The 25,249-nt window shown below is 38.9% G+C and carries 26 protein-coding genes and 10 tRNA genes; 2 read left to right on the plus strand and 34 right to left on the minus strand.

Annotated features, from left to right (window positions below; genetic code table 11):
- Window positions 1–12 precede the first annotated feature (12 nt).
- The 11 genes from AC2VNP_RS06870 to AC2VNP_RS06920 form a co-directional block, all read right to left on the minus strand.
- A tRNA-Gly gene (locus AC2VNP_RS06870) sits at window positions 13–86 on the minus strand.
- 9 nt (window positions 87–95) lie between these two features.
- Window positions 96–172 (minus strand) — tRNA-Pro (locus AC2VNP_RS06875).
- Window positions 173–179: 7 nt separating this feature from the next.
- Window positions 180–256 (minus strand) — tRNA-Arg (locus AC2VNP_RS06880).
- Window positions 257–282: 26 nt separating this feature from the next.
- Window positions 283–368: transfer RNA gene (locus tag AC2VNP_RS06885), tRNA-Leu, on the minus strand.
- A gap of 15 nt (window positions 369–383) precedes the next feature.
- Window positions 384–467 (minus strand) — tRNA-Leu (locus AC2VNP_RS06890).
- 24 nt (window positions 468–491) lie between these two features.
- Window positions 492–567, minus strand: a tRNA-Asp gene (locus tag AC2VNP_RS06895).
- A 62-nt stretch (window positions 568–629) separates the two neighbouring features.
- Window positions 630–705: transfer RNA gene (locus AC2VNP_RS06900), tRNA-Val, on the minus strand.
- Window positions 706–810: 105 nt separating this feature from the next.
- Window positions 811–885, minus strand: a tRNA-Glu gene (locus tag AC2VNP_RS06905).
- 8 nt (window positions 886–893) lie between these two features.
- A tRNA-Ser gene (locus AC2VNP_RS06910) sits at window positions 894–984 on the minus strand.
- Between the two features lie 2 nt (window positions 985–986).
- A tRNA-Asn gene (locus tag AC2VNP_RS06915) sits at window positions 987–1,062 on the minus strand.
- Window positions 1,063–1,186: 124 nt separating this feature from the next.
- Window positions 1,187–1,654, minus strand: a complete 468-nt coding sequence (locus AC2VNP_RS06920; protein ID WP_486916628.1) for a SprT family protein — start codon at window positions 1,652–1,654, stop codon at window positions 1,187–1,189.
- Between the two features lie 108 nt (window positions 1,655–1,762).
- Here AC2VNP_RS06920 and cmpA point away from each other — a divergent pair, with 108 nt between their 5' ends.
- Complete coding sequence (gene cmpA / locus AC2VNP_RS06925; RefSeq protein ID WP_486916629.1) at window positions 1,763–1,903, plus strand: cortex morphogenetic protein CmpA; 141 nt, start codon at window positions 1,763–1,765, stop codon at window positions 1,901–1,903.
- A gap of 28 nt (window positions 1,904–1,931) precedes the next feature.
- Here the strand turns inward: cmpA and AC2VNP_RS06930 are convergent, their stop codons facing one another.
- From AC2VNP_RS06930 to acpS, 14 genes are all read right to left on the minus strand, one after another.
- A complete protein-coding gene (locus AC2VNP_RS06930; protein WP_486916669.1) occupies window positions 1,932–4,088 on the minus strand; it encodes a Tex family protein in 2,157 nt (718 codons plus the stop codon).
- A 232-nt stretch (window positions 4,089–4,320) separates the two neighbouring features.
- Window positions 4,321–4,923 carry a PP2C family serine/threonine-protein phosphatase gene (locus tag AC2VNP_RS06935; protein ID WP_486916630.1) on the minus strand — a complete coding sequence of 201 codons (603 nt, stop codon included), beginning with the start codon at window positions 4,921–4,923 and terminating at the stop codon, window positions 4,321–4,323.
- Window positions 4,920–5,708, minus strand: coding sequence for an RNA polymerase sigma factor SigB (gene sigB, locus AC2VNP_RS06940; protein WP_486916631.1), 789 nt, complete (start codon window positions 5,706–5,708; stop codon window positions 4,920–4,922). Before sigB ends, AC2VNP_RS06935 begins: the two co-directional genes overlap by 4 nt.
- The gene (gene rsbW / locus AC2VNP_RS06945) at window positions 5,677–6,153 is read right to left on the minus strand and encodes an anti-sigma B factor RsbW (RefSeq protein WP_486916632.1); all 477 of its coding nucleotides are present in this window, start codon (window positions 6,151–6,153) and stop codon (window positions 5,677–5,679) included. Before rsbW ends, sigB begins: the two co-directional genes overlap by 32 nt.
- Window positions 6,150–6,482, minus strand: coding sequence for an anti-sigma factor antagonist (locus tag AC2VNP_RS06950; protein WP_486916633.1), 333 nt, complete (start codon window positions 6,480–6,482; stop codon window positions 6,150–6,152). The genes rsbW and AC2VNP_RS06950 overlap by 4 nt, the downstream gene beginning before the upstream one ends.
- A 53-nt stretch (window positions 6,483–6,535) precedes the next feature.
- The gene (locus AC2VNP_RS06955) at window positions 6,536–7,558 is read right to left on the minus strand and encodes a SpoIIE family protein phosphatase (RefSeq protein WP_486916634.1); all 1,023 of its coding nucleotides are present in this window, start codon (window positions 7,556–7,558) and stop codon (window positions 6,536–6,538) included.
- A 12-nt stretch (window positions 7,559–7,570) separates the two neighbouring features.
- Window positions 7,571–7,981 carry an anti-sigma regulatory factor gene (locus AC2VNP_RS06960; protein WP_486916635.1) on the minus strand — a complete coding sequence of 137 codons (411 nt, stop codon included), beginning with the start codon at window positions 7,979–7,981 and terminating at the stop codon, window positions 7,571–7,573.
- Window positions 7,982–7,983: 2 nt separating this feature from the next.
- On the minus strand, window positions 7,984–8,340 hold the full coding sequence (locus AC2VNP_RS06965) for an STAS domain-containing protein (protein ID WP_486916670.1): 357 nt from the start codon (window positions 8,338–8,340) through the stop codon (window positions 7,984–7,986).
- 32 nt (window positions 8,341–8,372) lie between these two features.
- Window positions 8,373–9,191: an STAS domain-containing protein gene (locus AC2VNP_RS06970; RefSeq protein ID WP_486916636.1), complete on the minus strand. Its 819-nt coding sequence runs from the start codon at window positions 9,189–9,191 to the stop codon at window positions 8,373–8,375.
- A 773-nt stretch (window positions 9,192–9,964) separates the two neighbouring features.
- Window positions 9,965–10,315, minus strand: a complete 351-nt coding sequence (locus AC2VNP_RS06975) for a type II toxin-antitoxin system PemK/MazF family toxin (RefSeq protein ID WP_075387512.1) — start codon at window positions 10,313–10,315, stop codon at window positions 9,965–9,967.
- A 3-nt stretch (window positions 10,316–10,318) separates the two neighbouring features.
- Window positions 10,319–10,603: a CopG family ribbon-helix-helix protein gene (locus AC2VNP_RS06980; protein ID WP_075387513.1), complete on the minus strand. Its 285-nt coding sequence runs from the start codon at window positions 10,601–10,603 to the stop codon at window positions 10,319–10,321.
- 106 nt (window positions 10,604–10,709) lie between these two features.
- Complete coding sequence (gene alr, locus AC2VNP_RS06985; protein WP_486916637.1) at window positions 10,710–11,891, minus strand: alanine racemase; 1,182 nt, start codon at window positions 11,889–11,891, stop codon at window positions 10,710–10,712.
- A 213-nt stretch (window positions 11,892–12,104) separates the two neighbouring features.
- A complete protein-coding gene (locus AC2VNP_RS06990) occupies window positions 12,105–13,121 on the minus strand; it encodes a LolA family protein (RefSeq protein ID WP_486916638.1) in 1,017 nt (338 codons plus the stop codon).
- Window positions 13,122–13,500: 379 nt separating this feature from the next.
- A complete protein-coding gene (gene acpS / locus AC2VNP_RS06995) occupies window positions 13,501–13,863 on the minus strand; it encodes a holo-ACP synthase (RefSeq protein WP_486916639.1) in 363 nt (120 codons plus the stop codon).
- A gap of 181 nt (window positions 13,864–14,044) precedes the next feature.
- Here acpS and AC2VNP_RS07000 point away from each other — a divergent pair, with 181 nt between their 5' ends.
- The gene (locus tag AC2VNP_RS07000) at window positions 14,045–14,791 is read left to right on the plus strand and encodes a rhomboid family intramembrane serine protease (protein ID WP_486916640.1); all 747 of its coding nucleotides are present in this window, start codon (window positions 14,045–14,047) and stop codon (window positions 14,789–14,791) included.
- 118 nt (window positions 14,792–14,909) lie between these two features.
- On the opposite strand, the gene AC2VNP_RS07005 is transcribed toward AC2VNP_RS07000, so the two are convergent.
- The 9 genes from AC2VNP_RS07005 to AC2VNP_RS07045 all read right to left on the minus strand — a co-directional run bounded on the left by AC2VNP_RS07005 (window position 14,910) and on the right by AC2VNP_RS07045 (window position 25,200).
- The gene (locus AC2VNP_RS07005; RefSeq protein WP_486916641.1) at window positions 14,910–15,821 is read right to left on the minus strand and encodes a metal ABC transporter substrate-binding protein; all 912 of its coding nucleotides are present in this window, start codon (window positions 15,819–15,821) and stop codon (window positions 14,910–14,912) included.
- A 213-nt stretch (window positions 15,822–16,034) separates the two neighbouring features.
- Window positions 16,035–16,589 carry a hypothetical protein gene (locus tag AC2VNP_RS07010; RefSeq protein WP_486916642.1) on the minus strand — a complete coding sequence of 185 codons (555 nt, stop codon included), beginning with the start codon at window positions 16,587–16,589 and terminating at the stop codon, window positions 16,035–16,037.
- Window positions 16,552–16,869, minus strand: coding sequence for a DUF2325 domain-containing protein (locus AC2VNP_RS07015; RefSeq protein WP_486916643.1), 318 nt, complete (start codon window positions 16,867–16,869; stop codon window positions 16,552–16,554). The genes AC2VNP_RS07010 and AC2VNP_RS07015 overlap by 38 nt, the downstream gene beginning before the upstream one ends.
- A 297-nt stretch (window positions 16,870–17,166) precedes the next feature.
- Window positions 17,167–18,852, minus strand: coding sequence for an ABC transporter permease (locus AC2VNP_RS07020; protein ID WP_486916644.1), 1,686 nt, complete (start codon window positions 18,850–18,852; stop codon window positions 17,167–17,169).
- A 37-nt stretch (window positions 18,853–18,889) separates the two neighbouring features.
- Window positions 18,890–20,005 (minus strand): extracellular solute-binding protein, encoded by a 1,116-nt coding sequence (locus AC2VNP_RS07025; RefSeq protein WP_486916645.1) that lies wholly within the window; start codon window positions 20,003–20,005, stop codon window positions 18,890–18,892.
- A 286-nt stretch (window positions 20,006–20,291) separates the two neighbouring features.
- Window positions 20,292–21,347, minus strand: coding sequence for an ABC transporter ATP-binding protein (locus tag AC2VNP_RS07030; RefSeq protein ID WP_486916646.1), 1,056 nt, complete (start codon window positions 21,345–21,347; stop codon window positions 20,292–20,294).
- Window positions 21,348–21,445: 98 nt separating this feature from the next.
- Window positions 21,446–22,600, minus strand: a complete 1,155-nt coding sequence (locus AC2VNP_RS07035; RefSeq protein WP_486916647.1) for a Ger(x)C family spore germination protein — start codon at window positions 22,598–22,600, stop codon at window positions 21,446–21,448.
- On the minus strand, window positions 22,590–23,690 hold the full coding sequence (locus AC2VNP_RS07040; protein ID WP_486916648.1) for an endospore germination permease: 1,101 nt from the start codon (window positions 23,688–23,690) through the stop codon (window positions 22,590–22,592). Before AC2VNP_RS07040 ends, AC2VNP_RS07035 begins: the two co-directional genes overlap by 11 nt.
- The gene (locus tag AC2VNP_RS07045) at window positions 23,680–25,200 is read right to left on the minus strand and encodes a spore germination protein (protein WP_486916649.1); all 1,521 of its coding nucleotides are present in this window, start codon (window positions 25,198–25,200) and stop codon (window positions 23,680–23,682) included. Before AC2VNP_RS07045 ends, AC2VNP_RS07040 begins: the two co-directional genes overlap by 11 nt.
- Window positions 25,201–25,249: the final 49 nt, after the last annotated feature.

Raw genomic sequence — 25,249 nt, forward strand, 5'->3', positions numbered from 1 at the left:
ATAGGCCCCAATTGGAGCGGGTGATGGGAATCGAACCCACGACATCAGCTTGGAAGGCTGAGGTTTTACCATTAAACTACACCCGCATATAATGATGGTCGGGAAGACAGGATTTGAACCTGCGACCCCCTGGTCCCAAACCAGGTGCTCTACCAAGCTGAGCCACTTCCCGTACATTATGGCGCGCCCTGAGAGATTCGAACTCCCGACCTTTTGATTCGTAGTCAAACACTCTATCCAGCTGAGCTAAGGGCGCTTCTATTATATATTCATATATTATATTGGTGCGGCCGAGAGGACTCGAACCTCCACGGGGTTGCCCCCACTAGCCCCTCAAGCTAGCGCGTCTGCCATTCCGCCACGACCGCTTTATATTCGCACATTGGTGCGGGTGAAGGGACTCGAACCCCCACGTCAAAGACACTAGATCCTAAGTCTAGCGCGTCTGCCAATTCCGCCACACCCGCTTAATTTCTTTTATAAATAAAAAATGGCGGTCCCGACGGGAATCGAACCCGCGATCTCCTGCGTGACAGGCAGGCATGTTAACCGCTACACCACGGGACCACAAACCGCTACAAAGTTATTAAATGCTGAATAACACAAAAGCGTTACAATAAACTAATATATGGTGGAGGATGACGGGCTCGAACCGCCGACCCCCTGCTTGTAAGGCAGGTGCTCTCCCAGCTGAGCTAATCCTCCATGCTGGTTGTAAGATGCAAAGGTTAGATGTTAGAGTGTGAGAAAGGACTTCCTGAAACACTTTTGATCTAAGCTCCCACTTCTTTTTCTTTAAAATTTCTATATTGGTGACCCGTACGGGATTCGAACCCGTGTTACCGCCGTGAAAGGGCGGTGTCTTAACCGCTTGACCAACGGGCCAATATTACTGGCGGAGAAGGAGGGATTTGAACCCTCGCGCCGGTTACCCGACCTATACCCTTAGCAGGGGCACCTCTTCAGCCACTTGAGTACTTCTCCACTGGCTCCACAGGCAGGACTCGAACCTGCGACCGATCGGTTAACAGCCGATTGCTCTACCAACTGAGCTACTGTGGAATAATTATTGGACTTGAACTATCTTACATCATTTCAATCATGACGTCAAGTTCTTTTGAGGAAATGTCGCAATTACTTGGACAAACTGTCTTGCAGCGACTTCTATAATATATCACAGAACATTTTAATGGTCAACATCCATTTTTAGCATCTTTAATTTCCCGCCGCACTTACCACAAGCATATCGCGAAAGGTCAAACTTTCTTTTTCTAGTGTACTTTAAGGAACAGCTTGTACATTGAATAATATACCGTTTCTTGGAGTAAGATCTTTCATTAGAGAGTGCTTTACAATATCTAGCTCCACCTACTTGTTTTAATAAATCTTTAAAATCCTTATCTTTATGTTGATAACCTTTCCTTTGTATGTGCAGGTGATAATGACATAATTCGTGTTTAATAATGGAGATGAGCTCTTCTTTACCAAAGGCTTCATACTGTTTTGGATTGAATTCAATGTCATGGGTATGCAGCAAGTACCGCCCACCTGTTGTTCTAAGGCGATGGTTAAATCGAGCTTGGTGGGTAAATGGTCGTTTAAAATACGTTAATGAAATTTCCTCAACCATGGATTGCAACTCTTCTTGCTTCACGACTTTTTTCTCCTTTTAATAAATTACTTTCAAATTTCTATCAACTTTGACAAACTGTCATACATATATTAATCATAGTAACATAAATGATTAAGGAGCTGCTAGCTTATGCCCTACTGGTTAAGAAAGCAACTAAAAACTGCTTTCTTTCAAAAGAATCGATACCAAATTAAATTACTCAACCAGTGTTGGTTCTATTATCAAAGGACACAATTTAAAAGAAATACAGTAATTGAAAAAAGTAATTAATAAAAGGCTGACTTAGTCAGCCTTTTATTCATTCATTTATTTGTTTTTCAGGTTCAAGCATCGTTAAAGCGACCCTTTGCTTTTTAAGGTCAACATCATCAACCCAAACGGTAACAACTTCCCCAACCGCTACAACTTCTAGAGGATGCTTCACAAAACGATTGCTTAATTTAGAAATGTGGACGAGACCATCTTGTTTTACACCAACGTCTATAAATGCACCGAAATCAACTACATTTCTTACAGTCCCTTGTAACTCCATTCCCTTTTGTAAGTCTTCTAGTGCTAATACACCTTTTTTCAATAATGGCTTGGCTAAATCATCACGCGGGTCGCGTCCCGGACGAATAAGCGCATCAATAATATCCTTTAAGGTCGGTTCACCAATCCCTAAGTTTTGTGCCATCTCAGATAATGAAATTTGCTGAAGTTTTTCTTTTAAGGTATCTGTACCAAGTTCCCCCATGCTAGATCCTACCGCTTCAAGCAATCTTTTTGTTTCCGTATATGACTCCGGGTGAATAGCTGTATTATCTAATGGGTTGTCTCCTTCTGGTATTCTCAAGAAACCAACACACTGTTCGTACGTTTTATCACCTAGTCTAGGGACTTTCTTTAATTGTTGGCGTGACGTAAATTTCCCTTCTTCATTACGCTTTTTGACCACATTATTAGCAACCACTTTCGATAAACCTGCTACATATTGAAGTAATGAAGGTGATGCTGTATTTACATTGACACCTACACGGTTTACTGCCGTCTCTACAACAAATCCTAAGGACTCCGCCAACCTTTTCTGAGAAACGTCATGCTGGTATTGACCAACACCTACAGATTTCGGGTCAATTTTAACTAGCTCAGCTAATGGATCTTGCAACCTTCGAGCAATGGAAACTGCACTGCGTTCTTCGACTTGTAAATCTGGGAACTCTTCACGTCCAAGATCTGAAGCCGAATACACACTGGCTCCCGCTTCATTAACAATGAGATAAGAAATCGGCAAGTTGTTTTCTTTGATGATATCAGCAATAAACTGTTCAGTTTCTCTCGATGCTGTACCGTTCCCAATCGCAATGACATCAATATTATGCTGCTTGATTAAACGGTTCACTACTTTTTTCGCTTCTTCTACTTTATTATGAGGCGGTGTTGGGTAAATCACTGTAATGTCTAGAACTTTCCCAGTATCATCTACGACACCTAACTTACAACCCGTTCGATAAGCAGGGTCGACACCCAGTACCGTGTGATCTTTAATAGGTGCTTGAAGTAAAAGGTTCTTTAAGTTCTCTGAAAAAATATGTATCGCCTGTTCTTCTGCTTTCGTCGTTAGTTCATTACGGATCTCACGCTCAATTGAAGGCTCGATTAGTCGCTTATACCCATCTTCAATTGCTTCAGATACATAGGTCACAGCATTTGAACTACTATTTTTTATGTAATTTCTATGCATATACGTTTCAATTTTCTGCACAGGGAATGTAACTCCAACACGTAAAATGTCTTCTTTTTCACCACGATTCATAGCCAGAATACGGTGTGGAACGACTCGCTTTAGTGGCTCCTCATACTCATAGTACATCTCATAAATTCCTTTTTCGTCTTTATCCGCATCTTTTGCTTTTGTAGAAATAATCCCTTCCCTAAAAGCAAGTTCTCTAATATGCTTACGAACATCAGCATCATCAGAAATCCATTCTGCAATAATATCTTTAGCCCCTTGGAGCGCGTCTTCAATCGAGAGTACTTCATGTTCTTCAGAGATAAATTTCTTTGCTTCTTCTTCCACATCCGCTGCCTTTGGTAAAGAGAACAGCCATCCTGCCAATGGTTCAAGGCCTTTCTCTTTTGCGACCGTTGCTTTTGTCCGGCGCTTTTGTTTATACGGTCGATACAAATCTTCCACTTCTTGAAGCTTTCCTGCTTTTTCAATTGCTGCTTTTAATTCATCTGTTAGTTTTCCCTGTTCATCAATAAGACGAATAACCTCGCCTTTTCTTTCACTTAAGTTCACAGCATACTGCCACGTTTCCGTTATTGACCGGATTTGAACCTCGTCAATTCCACCTGTTAGCTCTTTTCGGTAACGTGCAATAAAAGGGACTGTATTTCCTTCCTCTATTAGTTCGATTACTTGCTGAACCGTTTTAGTTGGTAGATTTAATTCTTTACCGATCTTCATCATCATTTGTTGACGTTGTTCTGGATTACTCAAGTTCATCTCTCCTCTATACACATCTTGCCATGTTAGCATTTCTTCTATTATATTGAATTATGCTTAAAAGTCGACTCACCATAATAACCTTCGACATATCACTCCCCAATCCTTTTATTACAAAAACATGTTTTAAAACAACGTTCTATAAGTACCAAAAAGGAGTCCGATACGATAAAACGTAGCCAGACCCCTTAAGGATTTAATGTAATTGTCCAACGAGAAGCGTCAAGTCATCATCAACTGCACTCACATGTCTTTCAATAAATCGATCCGCCTCTTCCTTTGAACGCAAATCTGTTAAGTTTTCGTGTTTTAATCCACTTAGCTTAACCCCATCTGAAAAAATGACAAAAATACTGCCAGGGTCATAGGGAAAACTCTCGGCTTTAACGTTAATTTTCCGTCCCGATAAAAAACCTCGATAAGGAATCGGTCTGATCATTTGTCCTTTTGAAGAATAAAACAAAAAACCAATATTCCCAATGTTGCTATAGTGAACCTTTCTATCATTCCGGTCAAATTTGACAACGGTCAATACAACCCCTCGCTTTGAGACAAGACTTTGATTACATAGCTCCACTATTTTCTTTACATTTTCATGATGGTTTTGTTGAATGACTTCCATTACCGTAACAGATGAAGCATAAGCTTGTTCGCCACTCCCTAACCCGTCAGAAACAGCACACACAACATAGTTTTCTTTTTCTACAACGACATAGGAATCCCCACAAAGCATATTTCCATTCTTCGGTTTCTGATAAACTGAAATGCTCACATGTTGTTTTTTTTGAAATTCAATCATTTTAAACACTCGGTCGGTTTAACATCAATTGTTTCACGCAGCTTTTGTAGCGCTCTTCGTTGTAGTCTTGATACATGCATTTGAGAAATTCCTAATTGCTCTCCCGTCTCTTTTTGACTTAGGTTTTCATAATAGGTAAGCTGCAAGATCTGCCTCTCCCGCTCACTTAAAACAAGAAACGCTTTTTCTAAGAGAATTTGGTGGTCGGTTTGCTCGTATCCTTCTTCCGGACGGCCAACAAGGTCTAACAGCGTCGCCTCCCCACCTTCTTGATCAGCTTCAATCGGTCGGTCAACAGATAGAGCTTGATAACTTCTGCCCATTTCCATTGCTTCTAAAACTTCTTCAACAGTAACACCAATGAGTTCTGCAATTTCCTCAACCTTTGGAGAACGTTGTAATTCATTCGTCAATTGATCAACAGCCTTTTTTATTTTAGGTCCTAATTCTTTAATTCTCCTGGGAACATGAACACTCCACGTTTTATCCCGAATATACCGTTTAATTTCACCGATGACAGTAGGCACAGCAAAAGATTCAAAGCTCTTTCCTACAGTTGGGTCAAATCTTCGAATAGCACCGAGTAACCCTAACATACCGACTTGGTAAAGATCTTCTGCGTGTTCAGGTCCTTTTGAAAACTTGCGAGATAACGTTTGTACTAGCGGCTTATAATGGTCTACTAATTTCGTCTGCGCCTCATCCGATTCATTTTTTTGATACTGTGTAATCCATAACATTACACCATCTTGACTATTGGGTCGTGGCTGAGGTTTCGTCGACATATCGTTCCACCCCATCTCTTCCTAAATACTTCGTCATCATTAAAATAACACCGTCTTTTTCACTCATCTCTACCTTATCCATTAAAGTGTTGATGAGAAAGAGGCCCAGCCCTCCTTCTTTTAACTCATTGATAGGCTGACTTGCATCAATCGGTCCTAGCTGATCTCTAATACCTTCTATATCGAAACTTTCCCCACTATCTGCTACAACTACTTCTAATCGGTCACTAAATACATGAAAGGTCACTGATATACAACCATCATCTTCATAAGCGTGCTCTACAACGTTCGTACATGCTTCTGCAACAGCAATTTTTATATCTTCAATATCATCGTAGGTGTAGCCGATTCGATTTGCAATTCCAGAAACAGTCAAACGGATGACTCCTACATACTCTGGTTTTGCAGGAACTTTCATCTCGATGCGATCACTTTGACGGGTCATTGCTTTCCCTCCTTTTCTTGATCTTCAATATCAATCACTTCATCTAAACCAGTAATTTTAAATAATCTGTGCAAACGGCTAGATAGTCCTTGAAGTTGGATGTGGCTGTCATAATTGTGCGTAGATTTTAGGGCACCAATAAATATTCCCAAGCCAGTACTATCAATATATTCTACATCAGATAAGTCAACAATAACTCTTATACCACTTTCCTCAGTTAACGGTATCAATACCTCTCTTAATTTCGGCGCTGTAAAAGCATCAACTTCTCCTGACAAGTGTAATAAATGTAAGTTTTCCTTGGTTTCTTGACGTATTTCTAAGTTCATAATACCCCTCCTGAGAAAATCCTTCTCCTTTTATTTACCACTCTATCATTTTTTTAAACCTTTCTTCGAATGACAATCATCGTAAAATCATCATTCAGTGAGAAATCTTGCAACTGAGCTAAATCATCGTAAATTTTCTCGACAATCTCTTGTGGGGTTAGGTGAATGTAACGTCGAAGAAGCGCTGTAATTTCTTCGCGTTCAATGAAGTGCTCCCCAATCCTACATTCGGTAACGCCATCAGATAGTAAAACAATGACATCTCCAACACTCACTTCTAACTTATACTCACGGAAATTAGTGTTATTGGAAACGCCGAGTACAAGACCTTTTGCGTATAAATCTGTAAATCGATCTTGTGTCGCACTGTAGTAAAACCCTGGTTCATGGCCTGCACCTGAGTAAACAAAGCTGTGATCATTCGTGTCATACGATCCGTACATCATTGTAATAAACATACTAGGATCTATATTTTGTTCGACCACACGATTTAGGTTATTAAGTAAAGTACTAGGTTCAAGAGTGTAAGCCGGCATACTATCGATAGCATATTTAATCATCGACATGCACATCGCTGCAGGTATACCTTTTCCGATAATATCGGCGATTGCGACTGCTAACTGGCCGCTTTCATTTTTGACGCAATAATAATAATCTCCACTCATCTTCCCGGCCGGAACACTAATTACTCCGATATCAACTTCTGGCATTTGCGGTATTTCTTTAGGCAAGAGAGTTTGTTGCATATTAGCAGCAACATCAATTTGCATTTCTAATTCTAATTGCTTGTCCCTTAAACTCTGATGTTCCCTATAGGCTAAACCATAACCTACCATGATCTCAAGTAAAAACGAAAAAGACTCCTTAATATCACTCGATAGATCTTCAAACATCTCTTCTAATACGGCACAGTGTAAACTCACCATGTCTTCTGGGGAAATTTGGTTTTCTAATAAACGTTTACTATACCGCTGAGCATCATACAAGTCTTGTTCACTCTTATTTTCTAAAAATGTACGAAGTAAACCTTTATATTCGGATTCCAAAGTTAGATCGAGACTTTCAGCTTCAATCATCGCTTCCCCTCCTTATCTAAGCCATTTCGTTACCGTTATAACAGTTCCTTCCCCTACATTCGTTTCAATCTGAAAATCATCCATTAATCTTTTAACACCCGGAAGACCTGCGCCTAAGCCTCCAGAAGTGGTAAAACCATCTTCCATCACTTGTCGGATATCATCTATTCCTGGTCCCTGGTCGGATGCAATAATTTTAATTCCTTCTTGAAAAGAATTTTCGCTTGTCCCAATAACTCGTTCAATGCAAATTGTTCCTTGTTGTGCATATAAATAAATATTTCGAGCAAGTTCAGATATCGCCGTTGCAATTCTCGCTTGATCTACCGTGCCAAAACCAATTTCCTTTGCTAAGTTCCTACCGGCTTGTCTAGCTGCAACAATCTCCCACTCACTTTTGACCTCTACACAAGTTTGGGTCATCGTTACCCCTCCAATACTTGCTGCAACTTTTCCAACCCTTGCTCTAAATCGAGCGCCGTTTGGACACCACCTAACTCAATTCCCATATCAACTAGTGTGATGGCTACAGCAGGCTGTATTCCGGTTAGCACTACTTTCGTTCCCATTAAATTAGACATATCAACGACATCACCAAGTACTTTTGCAATAAATGAGTCAATCATCTCTACGCTTGTCAGGTCAATCACAACACCCATTGAACCTTCTTTATGAATTTTATTAAGTAAATCTTCTTGAAACTGCAGTGCCGTCTGATCGTCTAATTCGATTTGAACACTGACGAGTAAATAGTCTTTCAGCTTTAAAATTGGTATTCGCATACTCATTCTTAGGCCACCTACTCCTTTACAATCTATAAATCTACCAAGCGTTTATTTGTCAATTCAAACGCAGTTTCGACCCCTTTTCGAAGTGTACTCTTTGTCGGAAATTGACTTAGATCAATCCCCAAATTTACAATCGTTTGGGCAATTTCTGGTCTAATCCCAACTAGTATACATCTTGATCCAACTAAACGAACGGCTTCAGCTGCTTGAATGATGTGGTGTGCCACCATGGTATCAACGACCGGTACCCCTGTTATATCAATTAAAACCACTTCCGCTCGGTGCTTAATGACGCCATTTAATAGATTTTCCATTATGAGTTTCGCCCTGGCAGTATCAATCGTCCCAATAAGAGGCATGATTGAAATATTTTCAAATATCGGTATGAGCGGCGCAGAAAGTTCTAGTAAAGATAATTTTTGTAATTCAAACGTATTTTGCCACGAACCGGAATAGTTATGGATCACTTTATTAATGATGCCATCAATCCAAGTTTCAATTTCATAGAATAATGAAACGATTCTCTTACTATCGTTTTCTCTTTCCGTTAACATCTCTAAAATAACACGACGAAACGCTTGTAAGCCCTGAGTAATATATTCCAACTGCATTCCCGCACGAACTAAACGCTCCGAATACTGTCCAATTCGCTCAGTCGCCTCTACTTGACCCCAATGCAATGTATCTAGAATTAATTCAACAAATTCTTGGTTCGTACTTTCAAACACATGTTCAGTTACATTTTTCATGTATGTTTCTTTACGTACCGCATCAATTTCTTTAAGCCAACGCGCTTTTAAATCTGCTTTATTTTGCAAAATAATTTCAATAATATCTGGTTGCAATGACTACACCTCCATATCATTCTATTATTTCACGTTCACAAAAAAGTTGCAAAAGATGTACTTTGTAGAAATGCGAAAGGTACCTGCTTATCGGCGACAAGCCTGGAGGTCCAACCGGCGTGTCCTGCTTTTCGGACACGCGGTTGGACCGAAGCAGCGACTAGGAGCCTATGGTACCTGCAGCTAGACAGTAGAAAAGCGGTGGTGCACGGTTAGCGACGTAGGGACTGGACCGCTTAACCGAGACAAACCTAAATTAATATTTTCACAAAGAATGGCCTTATTCCACTTTTCGCGGACTGAGAGGCCTCTATTTGAACAAAACGGCCTTGTTAGAGCATTTCGCGGACTGAGAGGATCTTATTTGCATCAAATCAAGGAAAATCACCTTAAAATAGGGAAATAAGGGCTTCTGAGTCCTCTAAAATTAATAAAGAGCGACTTTTAACTGGAATAAGGGCCTGTGAGTTCCCTAATTTGATTCCCTTATAAATTTCAATACAACCAAATTCCGCATATAGTAAAAAATGGATGAAACTAGATAAGCAAAACAACCTATACAACGAGCACCGTAGATCATTCATTAGACAGGTAGTAAAAATCCCAAACACTCACCAACCGTAGACCACAAAAACAGCGTGCGAATTCACACTTCACACGCTCCATTAATATCATATATATACACAACTCATTCAGTGTCAGAAAAAAATAAAAAAGCTACCTCATCTTATTAGGAGAAGTAACTTTTTCAGCATTTACTGTAAACTTAAAAATTAAAAATTAATAAGACCTAAACTAATTTGAAGCGCATCATCCACGCGACTCATCATGTCGTCGTCCAAATGTGTGATTTTGTCAGTTAGTCGTTGTTTATCAATCGTCCTAATTTGTTCTAACAAGATCACCGAATCTCGATCAAATCCATAACGCTTAGCGTTAATTTCTACATGAGTCGGTAACTTTGCTTTTTGAATTTGGGCTGTTATCGCCGCGACGATGACAGTTGGACTAAACCGATTCCCGATATCGTTTTGAATGATGAGAACAGGCCTAACTCCACCTTGCTCTGAACCAACAACAGGAGATAGGTCAGCAAAGTAAACATCGCCACGTTTTACAATCAACAGCTACACCCCACTAACTAAGCGATCTAGGGTGTGCTCTGCTTCCTCCTCAGCAAGAAAGGCTTCTGATGCAATGTTTAAATTGATCTTTGCCATTTCCATATAACCCTGCTGCATCGACTCACGAATTTGACGTCTTTTTCGTTCTCGAAGATACATCTTTGTAGCTTGGGAGATAAATTCACTCCGATTTACATTTTCCTGTTTAACTACCCCATCTACTTCGTTTAAAAGGTTCTGCGGCAAACTAATCATAATTCGCTTTGTGGCTTGTTCAGACACAAACATACACCCCCAACGTACGGTACGACCTATTTACATTCCGTTATAATAATAGCACTCTCTAAGCTGAATTGCAAAGTCGTTCTTCATTATTTTTTAAGTTAATATTTTTTTATTGCGGTACTAATTTGTTTTTTACAGCATATACTTCGCCGTTCTTGATATAAACTCTTGGGATTCTTGGACCAATCATACAAGGGATTTCATAATTAATCGTTGATAATCGCTTAGCAATATCGTCTACTGAAATCATTTGATCTCCTTGCGCACCGATTAATGTTACCTTTGAACCTACCGAGATTTCATAAGGTAATTTTACCATACATTGATCCATACATATCCTACCAACAAATGGAACATATTGTCCGCCTACTAATACGGAACCATTCTGTGTAGAATGATAGCGGAACCAACCATCTGCATAACCGATTGGGATCGTTCCAATCCATTCCCACTCTTTTGTTTTATACGTTACGCCATAACTGATTCCTTCTTCGGGTGGAACATGTTTAACTTGTATCAGCTTGGAATGTAGAGAAAATGCTTCTTTGAGTTGAACAGGTAGTTTATCTTTTATTTCCATTGAAGGAGTAAGGCCGTACATCGAAATTCCTAGACGAAACATATTAAATGCCTTCTCAGGGTGCATTAAACCTGTTGCACTGTTGCCACAATGAATAATCGAAATATCCACTTTCCACTCTTCCATCAAGCTTATCAGTTGTGTAAATCGTTCGTGCTGCTTATTAAAATAAACATCACACAGTTCATCAGCAGTAGCAAAATGAGTGTATATACCTTCTATTTCAAAGCGTTGATCTTCTTCGACAAGCTCAATTACAGCTTTTCCCTCTTTTTCTTCTCTTATACCAATTCTCCCCATGCCTGTATCGAATTTCACATGAATTTTTATACGCTTATCACCACGATAGACTGTTATGGCTCTTTCTAACCATTCAGCTGAGAAGACCGTAATAGTAATATCATGCTTGGCCGCTACTTCTAAATCCTCAGGACGAATAGCACCTAGGACTAATATAGGTGCTTTAATATCGGCATGTCGTAATTGAATCGCTTCATCTAGGATTGCTACCGCTAAGTAAGAAGCACCGGCTTCCAGTGCTGCTTCCGCTACAGGAACTGCACCATGACCATACCCATCTGCCTTTACAACTGCCATAATATCCATTTTATGTTGAAAACTCGCTTTAATATTCCGAACATTTTCCTTTATACAATCAAGGTTGACTTCAACCCATGTATCACGATAAAAAGAGTCATTCCAACGTTGCAAAGCGCTCTCCACCTTCCAAAATGCAGCTATTCTCTTTATTGTGATTATCGTTTTCTTTGTACTAACTGTCAACAATTCTAAAGTCGTATAAAAAAAGAAAGAGGCTGACTATTCGTGTCTAAGCCTCGTCTGTACAGTATAATTGGTTTTTTATTATATCAGGTACAAATGTTGGCAAAGTTACTTAGATCAGCCTCCAACCTATTTATTCAGTTATTTTTCCAATGTCCCGTAAACCGAACGAGCGATAGACATCATTTCTTCAGCCTCTAGGTCGTTTGATGCCAAATAGAAGTCAACTCCTTGATACGTCCACATAAGTGAACCATTGGACATGACACCAACTGTAAATCCTAAGTCTACTGGATCACCAGAACTTACATTCATCGGTGTACTTGCTGGAACAACACGGCTCTTCTCTTGGATTAAAGTAAAGTTATTTTCTCCAGAATACGTTAGAACGACTTTTTCACCGTCTTCTGTTCGAACCGTTTCTGAATTTGTTAATGCAGTGCCTTGTGGTTCATACATCGGATAAAGTACAGTCAATGGTGTTGCTTCCTCAGCTAGCGTTGGAATTTCCTGACCCATTTGTGCAGCTGTCATATTACGTTCCATATCAAAATCATCTTCATTGAAGCTAGGATTCATTGAAAATGAACTGAACGTCACTTGCACAAGCGGCTGTAGGTCGGTATTCATGATCTTTACAGATGCAGGTGTAAGGTCTTTCTTGTTCAGCATAATTTCTTGACTGTTTAAGTTCTTGTTTTGATAATTTGTTTTCGTTTGAAACACATAGTGATCTTCAGTTGCTTGGAACGTACGATCTGGGTCATTTAAAATATCAGCAATTAAAGATTCGTATAAGTAGACTTGGCTGTTGTTTTTTGGCCAGTCACTTTGAAAACGGAAGCTCTTATTTAAAGCTGGTGTTAAAACGAACACCCCGTCATCGTTACGAAGAATGATTTGACTTTGGTTCTTCTCATCATTCTTTAAAGCTACACGATAATGATTTTCTACCTGATGCCATACTTCAACATCATACTGTTGTGGTTCTTTTCCTGTTTGTAATACCATGGTAGCATCTGTCTTATAGCCGGTCATTTCGCTAAGCTTTTGATCTAACCCTTCAATAATGTCCTCCTGCGTTTTTTCACCGCAACCCGCTAATACAAGAGTGAGAATGACGCTGACGAACAATGCAACTAGTCCTTTCCTTCTCACTACAGTTCACCCCTTCGTCTCATATTTCACGACAAAAGAAAGACATCAGTTATACGTTTTCAAGTAATTGTCTCACGAGCAAAGGAAGAAATGCGTGCCTATCATTTAATTTGTAATGTCACGGATCTGAGTCAAAGCAATAGCCGACAGAAGATATCCCTCAGAAACTTCTAGCTAAGAAGTTTATCAATGATGACAATGTAAAAGAAGTCTGAGTTCTTTTCTTTTCTATCGCTTATCACAAACCCCGTGTTAGACATTCATAATTAATAGCGCACGTCCTAACACTCAAAAACTATGAGTCAATTACTCTTGTTGTAAACTGGCTTTCTCCTAACCGCACTATCACTATATGAGACAAACTCACACAATATGCAGACTAGCTTGACAAGCTTTCAATAATTACTTGAGCAACTGCAAATTCTTTTGAGTGAGAGATCGATAAATGTACGGTTTCATCGCCCTTCCAAGTTATCTTCGGTTTCCCAGTATGTACATCATTAACGACCTCAACATCCTGCCAGCCAACTTCTTTGGAAATTCCAGTACCTAGCGCTTTAACGAATGCTTCCTTAGCTGCAAAACGCCCTGCCACAAATTCAATTTGCCGGTGTTTTGAGAGGTTGTTGAATTTTTTTCTTTCATTTGGTGTTAAAATTCGCAGGACAAATTTTTCTGTTCGCTCCATTGCCTTTTGAATTCTTCCAATTTCTACAATATCAATTCCTGTTCCTTTTATCATTGATTTGTTCTCCTTCGTTTTGTACCATCAGTATTCCCTACTCTTGTTAAGGACTAAACTTATCTATATTTAACATACTAATTTGAAGTAGTGATATTCTCAACTTGCAATCATAAACTTATCATAACCTGTTCATTTCATGGTAGTATGGAAGAGAAATGAAGTAAAAAGGTGGTTTTCTATGTTTATACGAAATGAAAGCTTTTACTCTTTCCGACGTAATTATCCTGTCATTACAGTTATTGTAGCTATTCACCTTATTCTTTTTGTTTGGATGAACTTTCTGCCTTTTGGCTATCTCGTTCGTAATATTGGAATCGGATTTAATCCAGCCGTTGCACAAGGTGAATACTGGCGTCTCATTACACCTATTTTTATGCATTTAGGTGTAGGTCACGTGCTATTTAATTCATTCTCACTCGTTTTATTCGGACCAGCACTAGAAAAGATGCTTGGTAAAGTTAAATTTATTTCAATCTATCTATTAGCGGGGATTATTGCAAACATCGCTACTTTCTATTTAGGCGGCCTTTCATATCCGCCACATTTAGGGGCTTCCGGCGCCATCTTTGGTTTATTCGGTGTATATCTCTACATGGTTTTAAACAGAAAAGATTTAATTGATCAAGCCAATTCACAAATCGTAATGACGATTTTAATTATTGGTCTCGTTATGACCTTCGTAAACACTAATATTAATATTCTTGCGCATTTATTCGGTTTAATAGGCGGCGCAGCGCTTGCACCTATTTTCTTGGCGAATGCACGACCTTTTTACGCGTATCGCCATGTTCATGATCCAGATGAAGTTTCTTTCAATCCAAATCGTTGGCGTAAACGCCGTTTAAACGTTGCAACCTTTCAAAAAGCACTTTGGATTGGGTTTGCTGTATTAGTTGCCATTGGGATTTTAATGCGTTTCTTTTAAAACCGGCATTTAAGAGGCTCATAATGAATGAGTCAGCCTTTTCATTTTCTTTACCTTTAATAATTAAGGCAATATAAAAAGAGCACACTTAGGTGCTCTTTCACATTTATATCGTAAATTATTGATTTAATCCTTCCACAAAAACATTCACATTATGTTCCATCATTTTAATATATGTTTCTGCACCAGATCCGTCTTGACCGACAGCATCGGTATACACTTCTCCAGCAATTTCAACACCTGCATTATTTGCAACTGTTTCCATATAACGTTGATCTACTGTTGTTTCAACGAATACGGCCGGTACGTTTCTTTCTTGAATTTTATCTACTAATCCAGAAATTTGACTTGGCGTTCCTTCCTCATGAGAGTTAATCTCCCAGATCCCCGCAGTATCAATACCGTACGCCTGCCCAAAGTATCTAAACGCATCTTCACTTACAGCAATCATACGAGCATCTTCAGAAATCGCTTCAATTTCAGCCTTAATCCAAGTATCTAACTCTTCTAGCTCTTGAACATATGCTTCTGCATTTGCTCGATATGTTTCTGCACCATCTGGGTCGCGTTCCACTAAATCTTCAACTAAATTATTAACCATTAAAATGACATTTTGCACATCAAGCCAGATGTGAGGATCTTCTCCATCTTCATTAGTAAGTGGAATAGCAGTAACACCTTCAGAAAGAGTTACAACTGGAACATCTCCAGCGTTTTGAACGAGTTTCTCAAGCCACTCTTCCAAACCCATTCCGTTTACATAAAAAACATCAGAGTCACTCACTTTTTGAAAATCACTTGGTATTGGCTCATACTCATGCGGCTCTTCCCCAATTGGTACGATGTATTCTACCGTTCCACGGTCCCCTATTACGTTTTCAACTACGTCACCTAAGATTGAAAAGCTTGTAGTAATACTTAATCCTTCTTTCGTACCTTCTTGTTCCACTTCTCCTTCACCGCATGCTACTAAAAATAAAGATAGTACCATCGCTGACACTAATAAAAGTAATCGTTTTTTCACAATCATTCCCCCTTCGAAATATATACGTACGTTAGTACAAGTTCTTTCATGTATAAAAAACTGTTTCCTTTAGGCAAATTTTAGCGTAAAAAAATATCGCCTGTCTTTACCTCTCTCAATAAAGTTGACTTCACACAACATTTATTTTTTCATATTTATGGCCATCTGTCTAGATGTTAAATGCAAAAAAAATAAAAATGGGCACCTTAGCACTCATTTTTATTTCCGGTCATATAACTTATATACGTTTCCATCTACCAAAGAGTAAATGCTGATGTAGCGTAAACCTGTTGTCCCTTTTTTCACTAAGTATTTTTTGATCTGGTTACAGATAACCTCTACCTCTTGTTGATTTGTTTCCATAAGGAATGCAGTAGCTCGCATACCATTATCATTCGGTAATTGGTTCAAAATAACGAGTTGATCCTCTATAAAATGAGAACTTCCACCTTCATTATAGGATAACCCTTTTAATAATAAGTCTGTTGTTTTGGCCAAGACCGTGTAATAATCTGTTGATCTTGAGAATTGGTTGACATCGACTTTTTTCCAGTGCTCTGCGATTAACAATAGAATATGATAAGCATTTCTATCCTGTTCATTAATGTTGAAATAACCCTCTATTACGTTGTTAACAATAGATTGTAATTCACTGCTTAAATTCTCTTGAATGAAGAGATGTGGCTTTTGAAAACCGATATGACTTCTAAACATTTGTTGCACCTTCGTTTCAGTTTTATATTTGACAGTTGGTTTTATTTGGACAGCCTTCATACTGACAGCTTCCAATTGCTTGGTAGATTGAACACCAGGACCGCTTCGCATAACAAATAGGTACACCTTGTTCATTCGCTTTCTTTTTTAGAACAGAAGATAAATTGTGATTTATGTAATCAGTTAGAACGAGTACTAAATCGACGTGAGCTGGAATTTCCCGTTTCACTTGCTGAACTTTCCTCCCGCTTACATGAATGACTTCATTAAACCCTACGGTAGCTAATTTACTTGGAATTTTACCTAAATGATCGGCACCGACAATAAGAAGAGCTGACACAGTTAATTCCTCCTTTAATTTTTCAATTGATAATAACTCTCATTTTCATTAACTATATTTTAATTGATAATGATTATCGGTGTCAATGTGTTTGCGGAAAATTAACAAAGAAAACAATGATTGGTGTGCTTTAAGGTAGATCAGAGACGTTTGTGCACTTCATCCCTTACGTCCAACGCTGACAATTTTTCCTTAACATGCAAAAAGACTGACTCCGAATGCTTGTCTTTACTATCTCAACAAAGAGACAGACAAACACTATAGAATCAGCCTTTCTTTTATTAATCAAACATTTATTTAATATTTTTTCAACAAGTATCGTAACGGAATAATAGATACAAGAATAATAATTAAAGCAGATGGCGCAGCCAAATAATAAAACGCCTCTTTTGCTTCAACATAAACCCTTACTGCTAACGTATCAAACCCTGGTGGGCGAAGCATAAGTGTTGCCGGCAGTTCTTTTATTGAACTAACAAATACAAGTGCCCCTCCAGCTAACACGCCTGGCAGTATCGAAGGTAAAATAACTTTAAACATGACTTTCCAAGGTGGTTGTCCTAAACTTCGTGCTGCTTCATCGATCCTTGGCGATACTAGACTTAAAGATGCCTCGCCTGCTTGCATCGCTTGTGGTAAGAAACGTACAACAAAAGCAAGAGCTACCATATAGAAAGTATTGTATAGAGCTGGGATGTGATTATTAAAGATAAAGATCATCCCTAAAGCAACAATTACACCAGGCAATGCATATCCTGCATAACTTAACTTATCAATCGTACTTGATATCACCGAAGGATAGCGAGACTTCAAATAGATAATTGGCAACGCTAAAATCATACACAACAAGGCCGCAAACCCTGAAACTCGCAAGCTGTTCCAAGCAAAGCCAAAGAATCTCTCATCAAGTGCACCCATACCTATTCCAATAATGGACCAATACACGAGTACAGTAATCGGCAATAATACCGATACAAAAAACACAGTACTTACAAAAAATAATGTCGGAACTTTCCACTTTCCTAAAGATAAGATATCCGGCTCTTTAAATGTATTGGATGTTTGATAATATTTGCTCTTTTTCCTTGTTTTAGCCTCGATCCATAATATTAAAACCGTCAATAATATAAGTACTAAACTTAAAACCGAAGCTGAAGCAGTGTCAAAGCTTGCTCTTTGAAAATAAATCGCAGCTGTAAATGTAACATAACGCATCATTGCAATGGCACCAAAGTCCGATAAAACGTATAACGATATGAGGATCGCGCCCGCCCCAATTGCCGGTCGTAAAAACGGCAAGTTAACTTTCCAAAAGATTTGTCGTGTGTTCATCCCTTGCGATCGAGCCACTTCTTCAAAATTACGGTTCATCTTTCGAAGTGAAGCACTCGCAATTAAAAAGACATATGGGTAAGTAAACATTGTTAAGACGAAGAAAACACCCCAAAATGAATAGATATTTATCGGATAATCACCAAGTAAGTTTACTAACCATGGTGTATCGCGCCAATAGTCACGAACCCATCCGGTCGGTCCAAAGACAATAATATAGGTCATGGCTCCAACGTATGGTGGTATAACGAGTGGAAGTGCTAATAACCATTGCCACATTTTACGACCTGGTATATCTGTTCGCACGACAACCCATGCTAGTGTGACCCCAATTGCAACCGCGCAAACGGTTACGGCAAACGTGAGTGAAAACGTATCCCATAAGAGTTGTGGTATGCGTCCATCCAGCAAACGCTTCCACCGGTCTACACCTGCAAATAGTGACTGCCAGATTACATAAATAATAGGTACTGACATGATTAACCCAGTAAATAAGCCGAACAAAAGCAATACAGTACCTGGTGGATTACCTCGCCAAATATCCATCCACTTTCTTCTAAAGAAACGGAGAATGGTTGGAGAAAAATTCTCTCCAACCTTGGCATTTTGATCATTATTCAATTCATTTTTACGTTGCTTCTCATTACTCATTATGCCCTCTCCTAAGTCGCAAAATCATATATTGCAATTATCTTAATTCAAGGTCTAAGCCTGACTGTTCAATTAAATCTTTTGTATCTTCAAAGTACTGACCAAGATCTTTTAACGGCATTTTTTGTACTTTTAACTCAGTAAATTTTACAGCGTGCTCGTATGGAGGTTCTAATTCAGGGTTAATTGGAATTTCTAAAGACTCACCAACGAAAGCTAACTGATTTTCAGGTAATAGTAACCACTCAATGAACGCTTTTGCATTTGCTTCATTTGGAGCACCTTTTACAAGACCTACACCAGCAGCGTTTGCAATAACTCCCATTTCACCTTCACCTTGGTCAGGGTAGATGAAGCCAACGTTGTTATTTGTTGGTTCTTCTAATTGTTGGTGATAGTAATAGTTGTTAACTAAACCAAACGCATGCTCACCAGCACCTACTGCCATACGAATATCACCGTGGCCGTTATAAATACCAGCTGCATTTTCTTTAATTGCTTCAATCCATTCAGCTGTTTTCTCATCGCCCCACTCGTTACGTAGTGCTGATACATTACCAATCATACCACCATTTCCACCACGAGTGATAGCATATTGTCCATTAAATTTATCATCCATTAAATCTTCCATTGTTTTTGGCATTTCTTCTTCTGTAATCATATCTTTGTTATAGATGAAACCACGTGATCTTGCCGAAAGTGCGATCCAAGAATTATCATCCGCACGGTATTGTGCGTCGATTGCTTCCACACCCTCACCGTCAAATCCAGTTAATAAATCTTCCATACGTAAATATTCTAAAGCACCGACATCATTTGAAATGAAAATGTCAGCTTGAACATTTCCAGCTTCTTCTCTTAATTGAAGTGCATCAGCTTCATGTAAAGGTCTTACTGTTAAACCAGTTTCTTCAGCAAATTTATCAAGTAATGGTTGAACGAACTTCTCATTACGGCTTGAATAAACTACGATCTCACCTTCTAATTCAGCAACTGCTTCTTCTTGTGCATCTTCTTGTTGCTCTTCTTGTGGTTGTTCCCCACCTGTTTCTGGTTCTGTTTGAGTTTCTTCTTGACTACCGCAAGCAGCTGCTACAAACACTAATGCTAGTGCCATCATAGCAACAATTAAAAGTTTTAATGATTTTTTCATTGCGTATGTTTCCCCCCATAAATATGTAACTTTTTTATTTGTAATTGGAATGAAACTCATTCTCACTCTCAACTACAATTCGTAGTATATTGCAATTGATAATCATTGTCAACACACTTTTTTAAAAAAATTTTAGTTTTGTAGAAAGTTACGATTTTATGGCAAAAAAAAAAAAAGACTGGCTCACAAGAAAAGTCCTCTAATCCGCAAGATAGAGCGTGTAAAAACTACCTATAGTTTGCGAAAGAAGCGGGCACTTTATGAGTCAGTCCAGCATATTATTTAATTAATCTACTAAAGCTACTAATTCCGGAGTTATATCAAATGTCACTACACTACCGATCTCAATATCTTGTTCGATTGGTGCATAAATAACCATCGGCTCATTAGATGTTTGATCTGATTGTAAACGGACATGTAATTCTTGGTATTCACCGCTGTATGTAACCCGTTCTACCATTCCAGCGTAACGTCCTTCTTCAGCCAGACGACAGCCTTCCGGGCGAATAGATACCATCACATTATCGATAGTCTTATCGGATTGCTGAGGTAAACAAACACGGCCAATATGCGTTTCAACGTGTTTTAAGTCCGGACATAAAGTCCCAGAAATTAAATTTGTTTTACCAACGAATTGAGCTACAAAGCAGTTTTTTGGACAACGATACATTTCCCTGGGAGCAGCAATTTGCTGGATGATTCCTTCATTCATAACAACGACTCGGTCAGACACCGCAAAAGCATCTTTTTGGTCATGGGTTACAATGATTGCCGTTGCTTTTGCTTTTCTTAAAATATTCGTTACGTCATAACGCATTTTTTCTCTCAGACCAGCATCTAAGTTACTAAATGGCTCATCCATTAAAATTACTTTGGGCTTTGGTGCTAGTGCTCGAGCTAATGCAACACGTTGTTGTTGTCCTCCCGATAATTCACTTGGCAAGCGATGCCCAAATTCACCTAGGCCAACTAACTCGAGAACTTCTTGTGCGCGTTTCTTCTTATCTCTTGTTTTCCATTTATTTAAACCAAACGTAACATTCTTTTCAATTGTAAGATGCGGAAATAAGGCATAGTCTTGAAACACCATCCCTATCCCTCGTTTTTCTGGGGGTAAGGAGCGTCGTTCATCATAAACGACTTCATCACCAATTTGAATTTTTCCCTTAGTCGGTTGTTCAAATCCTGCTAGCATTCTTAACGTTGTCGTTTTTCCACAACCACTTGGTCCTAAGAGCGTGATGATTTCACCCTCTAAAATCTCAAGATTTAATTGGTCAACGGCAGGAGTAGCCGCTCTGTTATAATATTTGGTAACGTTATCAAACTGAATGAAGCTCATAGCTAACCTCCGATGCTCCTCAACTTAATCGATGAGAATGATATTCATTGTTAAAATTTTAGCATAGGAAAAGCCTAAGCGTCAATGAAAAGACGGATTTATCGGCCAATCTTTTGTTTGTCATACCTCCCACGCTGACCCGTATTGGAAATATTAAAAGTGAAATCAATGTCAAATTGAGCGTCACGCCAGCCTGTTTCTCTCCAATTTAACGATTCAAAGTACGTTGGGGCCGTCGCCCAAACCCGATGCCCTAACAACCACGGTTCCACATTCAATTCTTGCATCTTTGCAGTCGTTCGCTCAATTTCTTCCTTTATTTCTTTTTCCATTTTTGTTTCTAACTTTGATATGAATTCTAAATCAGTAAGTTCCTTTACCGTCGCAACATCAATAATCTCAGCATCACCTTTGACATCTATGTAAAAGGTGACGGGTTTTGATTTTTTATAATCAATATTTGCTCTTAAGTTCATTCGAGTCAATGAGACTGTTGTCTTAACTCCATTATGGTCCAACACCGTAGTGTAATTCATCGAACTAATATCATTGTCATGTAATAACTCACTAATCCCAACCTCACGCTGGAGAAGTTTCCCTGCCATTTTATAATCCTCAAACACCGCCATCCCGTCGATTTCCATTTGATCTCCTTTCGATCTCGCTAAAGGTAATGATGCAGCTCCAGAAATCATGTTACTATCGCGCAGAAATTCAAATAATTTCACACCTTGAGCTCTGGCTATTTTTTGATCAGCATCAAAAAAACGACTTAAATAAAGGGCAGGTAGTTGGACGAGAGGTGATTCTCTTTTAATAAAATCCATTGCTAATTCTTCTTCAACGACTAACAGATACACCTGGTTAGCTACAGTTGTTTCACGGTCTAAAAAGTTGATTACTTTATCAAGGTCCTCTCTTGCAATAGCTTCAGAAATGGCTACGGCTTTTAAATGACCAAAAAAGAGAACTGTCGGGGTAAGTGACTCAATCTTAACAATCGCATCCCAGATTGTATCTGCCTCCTCATGAAATGCTTCAAATTCTTGCCCGCCTGGTGCAGCCTCTACTCCTTGGCCTATGCCTTCCGTTAGAATCGGTAATTGAATGGTGACAGCATAATTTTTTTCCATTCCTTTATCAATCGCCATCCCAACAATCATGGAACGTTGATCTAACTCCCTCGAATCCGGAACACAGCCATTACAAATGATAAGTACTAAAATAATCACTAGAAAGCGTTTAACCTTCATGGCTAGCCCCTCCTCTCTTTTTTCTAAATAAGAAATAACAAAGGAGTACCATAGGTAATATAAAAGAGTAGATTAATGTGTTTACATGGTAAGGGCGCCACGGTTCATTTGTAAAATCAGCTGTTGCCATTATTCCCATAAAGAGAATTAGTATATAAGTAATCACCCACTTTTCAGGCTTTACTTTGGGCCAGGCTATTCTTGCCACGTAGACCATAAACCAAACGTGGATGATCACCATTTTATAAAATGCAATGATCCAAAAGCTTACAAAAAATAAATCGATTCGCTCCAGCCCGCCCGCTTCTCCACCAAACGTCTGAACAAGAGCAATAAAAGGCGATACCAACGCAAAACTTTCTTCAAACCCAAAAGTACCAACTGCTACTATACTTAAAATCACATAAGTAGCCATTACAAAAATAAGACCGTAGTTCATCGAGTGCAACACTTTTTCTTTTCTTTTCACATGACTTACAAAAGCAATTAAGACAAAGACACCGGCGTAGCGTATCATATCCGATAATGTACTGAGTGAAAATGTAACCGGGTCAACCGCTATCACTGGCGGAATATAGATCCACCTGAAATGTTCACCGAATAGTAACGCCACCAAAAAAACTAGGATAATTACATCAAACAAAACAAAGAACACCACAAATCGTGTAATCGCAGCCACTCCATAATAAGCTGCTGCACCTACTACGAGTAAAAAGCTCCCTACGATTATCCACCTGGGGGTTTCAGGAAGTAAATACGTTTGGACAATCGTATCCATTCCTTTAATTACAACAATTCCACTATATAGAGTGCTGAAAATAAAATAAATTACTATAGCGTAAAAGATAAGTTTAGGCAGTTGTTTTTTTGATTCTGAAAACAGATTTTGACTTTCATATTTTTGAACAAATCGGTGAATGAAATAAACAAGGATGAAATAAGGAATAACACCTACAATAAGTTTTAACCATGCACTTCTAATTTCTTCCCCGGATACAAACGGAAGAAAGACTAGTCCAACTCCAAATGTTGAACAAACAGTAAACGCAAATATATCAAAGGAACGAAAGATTTGTTCATCATTTTTCATTCGCTTCACCTTCTTCTTGTCTTGCCTCGGGATTCAATCTAAAAAACGTATTCACTGCTTCTTTTACATTTAATGGTGCAAAAGGAGTTAAATACGGCTTTGAAACTGAATGTAAAGCACATAGATGGATAAATAATAAACAAATGATGAGCGTAAGACCGTATAACCCTAAAAATAATGTAGTGATGAGCAGTACGTAGCGAACCACTCTCCACGTTGACGCAATCTCCCATGACGGTGCAGTAAAGGAGGCAATCGCTGTGAACGCTATAACGATGACCATCGTGCTGCTCACAATCCCAGCCTCAACTGCAGCTTGACCAATAACTAAACCGCCGACAATGCCAATTGTTTGACCAATAAAACTCGGCAGCCGAATACTAGATTCAACAAGTACATCTAGTGCGAACATCATCAGAAGTGCTTCTAACCCTGCTGGAAGCGGAATGTTATTTCGTGATGCTGCCAAAGTCATAGCTAACGTCGTTGGTATTAATTCCGGGTGAAATGCAACTAAAGCGACATACACCGACGGAAACATCGCCGCAACAATAACACAGGCGATACGAAGGAACATAATAAAGCTATGACTCCATGTTGAAGACTCGTCGTTGTCATCCCCTGTTTCATAAAAGTTTATTAATGAAATAGGCAAAATTAATGAAAAGGTTGAATTATTTATAAGAATTGCCACTTTCCCTTGAGTTAAGGCAAAAGCAACCCGATCCGGCCGCTCAGTTTTCATCGCGAGCGGGAATGGCGTCTTTGGAAAGTCTACTAAATACTGACTTAACATTTTAGAAGTCAAAATTTGGTCAGTCTTTATTTTCGTAAGCCGCTCTTGAAGCTTCCGGACGACAGCTGGGTCCGCATATTCTTCAAGGTACACCAATGCCAATTGGGTATGAGTAACTGACCCCGCCTGATATTTTTGTATTTTCAATCTAGGGTCAGGAAAGTACTTTCTCATCAGTGCCATATTTTTATGAACATCTTCAATAAAACCAATCTTTGGTCCGTACACCTGCTGTTCCGTCGATGGATTTTGAAGACTTCGTGTTTCCACATCACCGAGTGCGATCGTCACAGGTTTATTTCCAGAAAAGTGACATATTACTTCTCCACGCATGCAACGTTCTAACAATTCATGCCAATCCTTCGGCTCAAAGTATTGAACCATATTCATTAGATCCCCTAGTGAGTCAACATTGATGTTCTGGTCACTTTTGCTTCGATCCGTGATGGGCCTAACAATACTTTCTTGAAACAGACCCGTGTCAATGAGTCCAATAAAAAAATAGAAATTCACTACGTGATCTTCCGTAATATGAATTTCCCGAATAAAGAAATCGTCCATATTCTCAAAAACCTTTGTAACTATATCTTTCACACTACTAATATCAGTTGTAATGTAATTTATATCTTCTAGGCCGATTTTTCTTGTAAGGAAATCATTGTAATCATACGTATTAAATTTAGGCTGTTTTTTCAGTTTATTTAAGAAGAACATACTAAACGCTCCATTTCTTACTTGTTCTCCCTTTATTATGCGAGTATTA

It is taken from the genome of Alkalihalobacterium sp. TH-98 (genome assembly GCF_057473385.1).

What these genes read in the sequence shown, in the direction of transcription:
- cmpA (WP_486916629.1), top strand. Translation starts at nt 1,763, where the DNA reads ATGCCCTACTGGTTAAGAAAGCAACTAAAAACTGCTTTCTTTCAAAAG.
- AC2VNP_RS06930 (WP_486916669.1), bottom strand. Translation starts at nt 4,088, where the DNA reads ATGATGAAGATCGGTAAAGAATTAAATCTACCAACTAAAACGGTTCAG.
- AC2VNP_RS06935 (WP_486916630.1), bottom strand. Translation starts at nt 4,923, where the DNA reads ATGATTGAATTTCAAAAAAAACAACATGTGAGCATTTCAGTTTATCAG.
- sigB (WP_486916631.1), bottom strand. Translation starts at nt 5,708, where the DNA reads ATGTCGACGAAACCTCAGCCACGACCCAATAGTCAAGATGGTGTAATG.
- rsbW (WP_486916632.1), bottom strand. Translation starts at nt 6,153, where the DNA reads ATGACCCGTCAAAGTGATCGCATCGAGATGAAAGTTCCTGCAAAACCA.
- AC2VNP_RS06950 (WP_486916633.1), bottom strand. Translation starts at nt 6,482, where the DNA reads ATGAACTTAGAAATACGTCAAGAAACCAAGGAAAACTTACATTTATTA.
- AC2VNP_RS06955 (WP_486916634.1), bottom strand. Translation starts at nt 7,558, where the DNA reads ATGATTGAAGCTGAAAGTCTCGATCTAACTTTGGAATCCGAATATAAA.
- AC2VNP_RS06960 (WP_486916635.1), bottom strand. Translation starts at nt 7,981, where the DNA reads ATGACCCAAACTTGTGTAGAGGTCAAAAGTGAGTGGGAGATTGTTGCA.
- AC2VNP_RS06965 (WP_486916670.1), bottom strand. Translation starts at nt 8,340, where the DNA reads ATGCGAATACCAATTTTAAAGCTGAAAGACTATTTACTCGTCAGTGTT.
- AC2VNP_RS06980 (WP_075387513.1), bottom strand. Translation starts at nt 10,603, where the DNA reads ATGTTTGTGTCTGAACAAGCCACAAAGCGAATTATGATTAGTTTGCCG.
- acpS (WP_486916639.1), bottom strand. Translation starts at nt 13,863, where the DNA reads ATGATAAAAGGAACAGGAATTGATATTGTAGAAATTGGAAGAATTCAA.
- AC2VNP_RS07000 (WP_486916640.1), top strand. Translation starts at nt 14,045, where the DNA reads ATGTTTATACGAAATGAAAGCTTTTACTCTTTCCGACGTAATTATCCT.
- AC2VNP_RS07005 (WP_486916641.1), bottom strand. Translation starts at nt 15,821, where the DNA reads ATGATTGTGAAAAAACGATTACTTTTATTAGTGTCAGCGATGGTACTA.
- AC2VNP_RS07010 (WP_486916642.1), bottom strand. Translation starts at nt 16,589, where the DNA reads ATGAAGGCTGTCCAAATAAAACCAACTGTCAAATATAAAACTGAAACG.
- AC2VNP_RS07020 (WP_486916644.1), bottom strand. Translation starts at nt 18,852, where the DNA reads ATGAGTAATGAGAAGCAACGTAAAAATGAATTGAATAATGATCAAAAT.
- AC2VNP_RS07025 (WP_486916645.1), bottom strand. Translation starts at nt 20,005, where the DNA reads ATGAAAAAATCATTAAAACTTTTAATTGTTGCTATGATGGCACTAGCA.
- AC2VNP_RS07030 (WP_486916646.1), bottom strand. Translation starts at nt 21,347, where the DNA reads ATGAGCTTCATTCAGTTTGATAACGTTACCAAATATTATAACAGAGCG.
- AC2VNP_RS07035 (WP_486916647.1), bottom strand. Translation starts at nt 22,600, where the DNA reads ATGAAGGTTAAACGCTTTCTAGTGATTATTTTAGTACTTATCATTTGT.
- AC2VNP_RS07040 (WP_486916648.1), bottom strand. Translation starts at nt 23,690, where the DNA reads ATGAAAAATGATGAACAAATCTTTCGTTCCTTTGATATATTTGCGTTT.
- AC2VNP_RS07045 (WP_486916649.1), bottom strand. Translation starts at nt 25,200, where the DNA reads ATGTTCTTCTTAAATAAACTGAAAAAACAGCCTAAATTTAATACGTAT.